Below are 6,402 nucleotides of genomic sequence, written 5' to 3' on the forward strand. Positions count from 1 at the left end.
TTTCTAGCAACGGAGAGCTACTGCTTCCGAACTGAAAGTAACGCTAGCACCACAGCGAAGTCCTGGGACAACCAAAATCGCAAATCCGCGGAGAAACTTTTCCGCCCGGCGCACACCCGTCGACGAAGCCGCTTCAATCACCCCGACAATTCGGAACCAACGCCCCGAACAGCCCGGTTGTGCACAGCCGAACGGCAACTGCCCCGCGCAGGGGACGGGGGAAGGACGGCCGGTGCACCTGCTCTCCCCCGCCCCGGCGCACCGGTCAGCTCAGGTCGAGGAACCGGTCCAGGACCCGCACACCGAACTGGAGCGAGTCGACGGGAACGCGTTCGTCCACGCCGTGGAACATCCCGGAGAAGTTGAGCTCCGGGGGGAGCCGCAACGGCGCGAAACCGAAGTTGCGGATGCCCAACTGCGCGAACGCCTTGGCGTCGGTACCGCCCGACAGGCAGTAGGGGATCGCCTTGGCACCGGGGTCCTCGGCGAGCAGCGCGTCGGACATGGCCGTCACGATGCCCCCGCTGAACTCGGTCTCCACCGCCGGCAGGTGCTGGATGAACTCGCGGGTGACCTTGGGGCCCAGGAGCCGGTCGATCTCGGCGAAGTACTCCTCCTCCAGGCCCGGCAGGAAACGCCCGTCCACCTGGGCGGTGGCACTTCCCGGGATGACGTTGGCCTTGTACCCGCCGGCCAGGACCGTGGGATTGACCGAGTTGCGCAGGGTGGCGCCGATCATGCTGGCGATCGGACCGAGCCGTGCGACGGTGGCGTCGACGTCGTCCTCGTCGAACTCGATGCCGAACGCCTCGCACACCTCCTCCAGGAACAGGCGGACGGTCTTGGTGAGCCGGAGCGGGAACTCGTGCTGCCCCAGACGGGCGACGGCGGCGGCGAGTTCGGTGACGGCGTTGTCGTTGTTGACCATCGACCCGTGGCCCGCGGTGCCCTGCGCGGTGAGCTTCATCCACGCCAGGCCCTTCTCCGCCGTCTCGATGAGGTACATCCGCCGGTTGTCGCCGACGGTGAAGCTGAAGCCCCCGACCTCGCTGATGGCCTCCGTGCAGTCGGCGAACAGTTCGGGGTGCTCGCGCACCAGCCAGTGCGCACCCCAGGAGCCGCCGGCCTCCTCGTCCGCGAGGAAGGCGAGCACGACGTCGCGCGGGGGCTTGCGGCCCTCCCGCAGGCGCTGGCGGACGACGGCCAGCGCCATCGCGTCCATGTCCTTCATGTCCACGGCTCCGCGGCCCCAGACGCAGCCGTCCGCGATCTCCCCCGCGAAGGGGTGGTGGGTCCAGTCCTCGGCGTTGGCCGGCACCACGTCCAGGTGCCCCTGGATCAGCAGTGGGGGACGGCTGGAATCGGTGCCCTCGATCCGCGCGACCAGGCTGGAGCGGCCCGGGTGCGACTCGTAGATCGTGGACTCGACGCCGACCTCGTCGAGCTTGCCGGCCACGTACTCCGCCGCCACCCGCTCCCCCGGACCGGAGTGGTCGCCGTAGTTGGAGGTGTCGATGGCGATGAGCTCCCGGCAGAGGTCGGCGACCTCTGCCTCCGCCGCACCGAGCCCGCCCTGCTGCTGTGTCATGACGACCGCGCTCCTCTTGTCTGCTTCCGTTCCCTCCATACTCCCGCCTCGGGCAAATCGATGTACTGGCCACCCCAGAGTTTTGCTATGGTTGACCTGTCCGGCGCTGAGGCGCCGACACCACCTGTCCGGGTGGCGGAATAGGTAGACGCGCTAGCTTGAGGTGCTAGTGCCCGTTAAGGGCATGGGGGTTCAAGTCCCCCCTCGGACACAAATCCTTCCCTCGCGGGAAGCGTGGGTCTTCCGGTGCGGGTCGAGTCTCATCTCGGCCCGCACTTTTTGTTGTGCACCGTCGGACATTACGCCCGCACCCCGCCCGATACGGCCCCGGCTTGCCTCTTCACGCCCGCACCACCGAGCACACGGGTGATTCCGCCCAAGGCGTGGACCGTCTCCGCGACGTCGTCCCCGCTACTCTCTCGCGGCGCCCTGCTCCATGCGAACCGGCACGGCGGCCGGCTCCTCGGCCCGGGTCTCCTCCGCACACTTCGCGACGTCCAGGAGATCGGTTCCGGCCCCCGGAAGGGAATCAGTGGCCGGGCGAGCGTGCGACCGCACTCGGCCCCTCCCCCGAAGCCGCGCGATCTCACCCGCGCCCATGAGGGCACCCGCCATAGCCGTACCCATGACCGGGGTTCCCCTCGCACAGGCCCATCAACGCCTTCGCCCGGCCGAAGTCCCCGCGGGTGGTGGACCAGTCGATCCTCCGGGATCGCACCGCAACCGCTTCGCACTTCGATGCCCTACTCGCACAAGGACCGCCCCAGAGATACTTCATTGCATAGCGCAGATGGCACTTTCGAAGCACACAATGAGAACCAGTACTGCAATTTATAGCGAAGGGACTATAGAATGCAGGCATGCCACACGCGACAACGATGGCTTCACTCACCGACCTGGCGGAAGAGCAGTGGGGGCTGTTCACCCGCCGTCAGGCCGAAGCCACAGGAATGGCCTGGAGTACACTCGCCCGTCACGCCTCGAACGCGGCCGCCCTGGAACGAGTAGCCCACGGGGTCTACCGCCTGAGAGGTAGCCCGCCGCCGAACCATCTGGATCTGCGGGCAGCATGGCTGCAACTCGCCCCGGACACACCGGCCTGGGAACGCAGTGCACGGGAAGGCGTCGTCTCCCACCGTTCGGCCGCCTCGCTCTACGGACTCGGTCACCTCCCCGCCGACGTCCACGAGTTCACACTGCCCGAACGCAGACAATCCCGACGCCCCGAACTGCGAATACACCGGATCAGTCTCTCGGACACCGACTGGACCACCCTTGACGGTCTGCCGGTGACCCGACCACGGCGCATCGTCTCAGACCTGCTGTCCGCTCATGAGGACCCAGGGGCGGTGGGGCATATCGCGGCAGACGCCCTACGCGCCGATGACGACGACCCCACATCGATGGCCCACGCCCTGTCCTCACACGCAGGACGGTTCGGCCTGCGCCGAGAAGACGGTCCCGCCCTGCTCCGATGGCTCCTCGATCTGGCCGCCGCCCCGGAACGCGACCTCTGGCTCAACCAGATCTCCGACACGGAAACCGTGAACCCACCGTCATGACACTGCCCTACAAGACCCCCACGGCCTTCCGCCGAGCTCTCACCGACCGCCTGCGTTCGCAAGCTCGCCCCAATGGCCCGTGGCCGCTGCCCGAGTTGCAGCGCCAGTTCGCCTACGATCGCCTGCTCGCTCGGCTCTACCTCGTCGACGACAACTGGATCGTCAAGGGAGCGACTGCCCTGCTGGCCAGAGAGCTCGCGGTGCGGCGGACCGTCGACATCGACCTCTACCGGGCTACCAACCGGGAAGCAGCCGAGCGTGATCTTCGAGAAGCGGCCGCACAGAACATAGGAGACTGGTTTCACTTCGAGACAGGACGGTCGACGCCCATCTCCGACGGAGCCAACGGCGTACGCATACCCGTGACCTCCCGCTTGGGTGCAACAGTGTGGACGAAGTTCCATGTGGACGTCGTGGCCGAGAACATTCGCATGACCGGCACCGCCGAAGACATCCCTCCGCTACCTCCCCTTGACGTCCCCGGTCTGGAGCGCTCCGGGTATCGCGCCTACCCTCTGGTCGATCACATCGCCGACAAAACCTGTGCCATCCTCGAACGGCACGGCCCTGAAAGACGTCCCTCCACACGTTTCAAGGACCTCGTCGACATCGTCTCCATCGTCAACCGGGCCGCCCTGTCCGCCGATGAGCAACGCAACGCCTTGTACTCAGAGGCTGAGCGCAGGGTCTTGGTACTCCCCCGAGAGTTCTCCGTTCCGGACCGCAGCTTGTGGGAACCCGGCTACGCCGCAGAGGCTGCACGTGCCCTGGCACTACCCGCCGACACTTTGGATCGGGCTCTCGCTGCGGTCTCCCTGTTCCTCGACCCGCTCCTCCACGGAACGGCCCAGGGCAACTGGGATCCCCATACAGCTTCATGGAGATCTCTCGAGTAGCACGGCCGCAGCCTCGGGGCACCTCAACTGTGCGCTGACCACTGAGGTGAAAACACCGGTGCTGTGGAAGTGTCGACCGCTTAGGCGTCGATGATCGCCGGGCTGCTTGGGACGTCCGAGTGAGATGCGGGTGCAGCAACTTCGTCGACGACGCCGGCTCCGATAACCACCGATGTCCTCGAAGTCGGCTCCACGATGATCGGGCCCATTGTCTTCAGGACCGTCGAGAGTGGAGGGGGAATCGTGGTGAGATGCGCCTGTCCCATTGGAGAAGTTGTGCGACCCCTCTGCCGGGGCACACTCTCGTAGCCCAGAGTGAATCGAGCGGGCTGAGAAGGTCACTGCCGTTCTGCCCACCCTATCCTCCTCACCCTCGGCCTTCTCGAGGGAACCGAACCCGGGCGGTGTCGAACGCATTCACCTTGCGCTACTCACCGAATGTCATGGCGGGACGCATGTGGAGCTTTCCAGCCGCAACCACGCCGACGCCATCTCCTCAAAGGTCCTCAAACAGGCAGCGATGGACTTCCCCGACGGCCGAGAAGTCCAGACGCAAGCGGACCACTGAAATCGGTGACGCCCGCCAGACACGAACGAGGAGGGTCTCGGTGTCGACACGGAACACCGCCTCCGAACCGACCACCAGGAGGCCCCCGCTCACCACTCGAATGCGCCCCTGTCCCCGCCGGGCGCCTCTCTTCGGACCGCCGAACGCTTCGGAGATCGGTTCCGCCACCATCCACCGATGGGCAGCCTGCTACCGCACCCGCAGTCGGACCAGAACCACACTTCCAGCTGCTCCCGGTCCGACTCGCTACGGCCCGTACCGGCCGACGACGGAACGCCGTTGACGCGGACTGGCACGGGGCTCTACCCCGACTTGGTTTTAGCCTCTCCGGTGGTTCGGTAAGGGATGCGTAACGGGGCGAGAACGCGACTCCGAATCCACCTCGAATGAGGCAGAACCATGAAAGCGCTGGTGTACAACGGTTCCCGGGACGTCGTTGTCAAGGATGTGCCGGACGCGAGGATCGAACGCCCGACGGATGTGCTGGTGCAGGTGACGACCAGCAACATCTGCGGTTCGGACCTGCACATGTACGAAGGCCGCACCGACCTGGAACCAGGCCGGGTACTGGGGCACGAGAACCTCGGGGTGGTCGCGGAGGTCGGCGGCGGCGTCGAGCGGATCCGGGTCGGCGACCGGGTGTGCCTTCCGTTCAACATCAGCTGCGGGTTCTGCCGCAACTGTGAGGACGGGATGACCTCCTACTGTCTGACGACGAACCCCGACCCCGCCGTCGCGGGGGCGGCGTTCGGCTTCGCCGGGATGGGTCCCTACGACGGCGGACAGGCGGAGTACCTGCGGGTACCGTTCGGCGACTTCAACTGCCTGCGGCTCCCCGAGGACGCCGAGCACAAGGAAGACGACTACGTCATGCTGTCCGACATCTTCCCCACCGGCTGGCACGCCACCCGGTTGGCGGGACTGCGCCCCGGGGATTCCTGCGTCGTCTACGGCGCCGGGCCCGTGGGGCTGATGGCCGCGTACTCCGCGATGCTCCAGGGCGCCTCGAAGGTCATGGTGGTCGACCGCCACCCGGACCGGTTGCGTCTGGCCGAGAAGATGGGGGCGATCCCCGTCGACGACTCCAAGGGCGATCCGGTCGAACAGATCCTCGACCACACCGAGGGCCGGCGCGCGGACTGCGGCTGCGAGTGCGTCGGCTACCAGGCCCACGACCATCGGGGCGACGAGCACCCGGAGATGACCATGAACAACCTGGTCAAATCGGTGCGGTTCACCGGTGGCATCGGCGTGGTCGGGATCTTCCTGCCCTCCGACCCCGGCTCTCCGAGCGAACTCGAACGCAACGGTCGGATCCCCTTCGACATGGGCTCCTTCTGGTTCCAGGGCCAGCGGATCGGCACCGGTCAGGCACCGGTGAAGGCCTACAACCGCAGGCTGCGCGACCTGATCCACGAGGGCCGTGCCAAACCGTCCTTCATCGTGTCCCACGACCTCCCGTTGCAGCGGGCGCCGGAGGCCTACGAGCACTTCGACAAACGGGACGACGGCTGGACCAAGGTCGTGCTCAAACCCGCCATGGCGTGAGGGGCCGGCCGGGGCTGCCGTCCCGGCGAGGGACGATCGGCGGGTGGCGCACCGAGCTGGTCGGCGTGTCACCCGCCGAGATCGTCGTCAGGTCAGGTCGATGCGTTCCTGTGCCACCGGGTAGCCGGCCCTGGCGAAGGTCGCGGCCATCGGGGTGTTGGTCACGTCCGTGCCCGCCACGATCCGGTCGACGCCCTCGGCCGCCAGCAGGTGCGTGGCCTCGACAAGCAGGTCGTAGGC

The 6,402-nt window shown here is 66.8% G+C and carries 5 protein-coding genes and 1 tRNA gene; 4 read left to right on the forward strand and 2 right to left on the reverse strand.

Translation table 11 applies throughout. The features are described 5' to 3' along the window. Positions 1-265: 265 nt before the first annotated feature. Positions 266-1,588, reverse strand: a complete 1,323-nt coding sequence (locus QSJ59_RS23975; protein ID WP_285762042.1) for a M20/M25/M40 family metallo-hydrolase — start codon at positions 1,586-1,588, stop codon at positions 266-268. Between the two features lie 126 nt (positions 1,589-1,714). Here QSJ59_RS23975 and QSJ59_RS23980 point away from each other — a divergent pair. Further along, positions 1,715-1,799 (forward strand) — tRNA-Leu (locus QSJ59_RS23980). Positions 1,800-1,999: 200 nt separating this feature from the next. Here QSJ59_RS23980 and QSJ59_RS23985 read toward each other — a convergent pair. Next, positions 2,000-2,215 carry a hypothetical protein gene (locus tag QSJ59_RS23985; protein ID WP_285762043.1) on the reverse strand — a complete coding sequence of 72 codons (216 nt, stop codon included), beginning with the start codon at positions 2,213-2,215 and terminating at the stop codon, positions 2,000-2,002. Between the two features lie 233 nt (positions 2,216-2,448). On the opposite strand from QSJ59_RS23985, the gene QSJ59_RS23990 reads away from it, so the two are divergent. The 3 genes from QSJ59_RS23990 (at position 2,449) to QSJ59_RS24000 (ending at position 6,162) form a co-directional block, all read left to right on the forward strand. Next, on the forward strand, positions 2,449-3,150 hold the full coding sequence (locus tag QSJ59_RS23990) for a type IV toxin-antitoxin system AbiEi family antitoxin domain-containing protein (protein ID WP_285762044.1): 702 nt from the start codon (positions 2,449-2,451) through the stop codon (positions 3,148-3,150). Continuing rightward, on the forward strand, positions 3,147-4,046 hold the full coding sequence (locus QSJ59_RS23995; RefSeq protein WP_285762045.1) for a nucleotidyl transferase AbiEii/AbiGii toxin family protein: 900 nt from the start codon (positions 3,147-3,149) through the stop codon (positions 4,044-4,046). Before QSJ59_RS23990 ends, QSJ59_RS23995 begins: the two co-directional genes overlap by 4 nt. A 967-nt stretch (positions 4,047-5,013) precedes the next feature. Further along, positions 5,014-6,162: a glutathione-independent formaldehyde dehydrogenase gene (locus QSJ59_RS24000; protein ID WP_285762046.1), complete on the forward strand. Its 1,149-nt coding sequence runs from the start codon at positions 5,014-5,016 to the stop codon at positions 6,160-6,162. The last annotated feature ends 240 nt before the right edge of the window (positions 6,163-6,402 follow it).

The organism is Nocardiopsis ansamitocini, from assembly GCF_030268225.1.
Classification (GTDB): Bacteria; Actinomycetota; Actinomycetes; order Streptosporangiales; family Streptosporangiaceae; genus Nocardiopsis_D; species Nocardiopsis_D ansamitocini.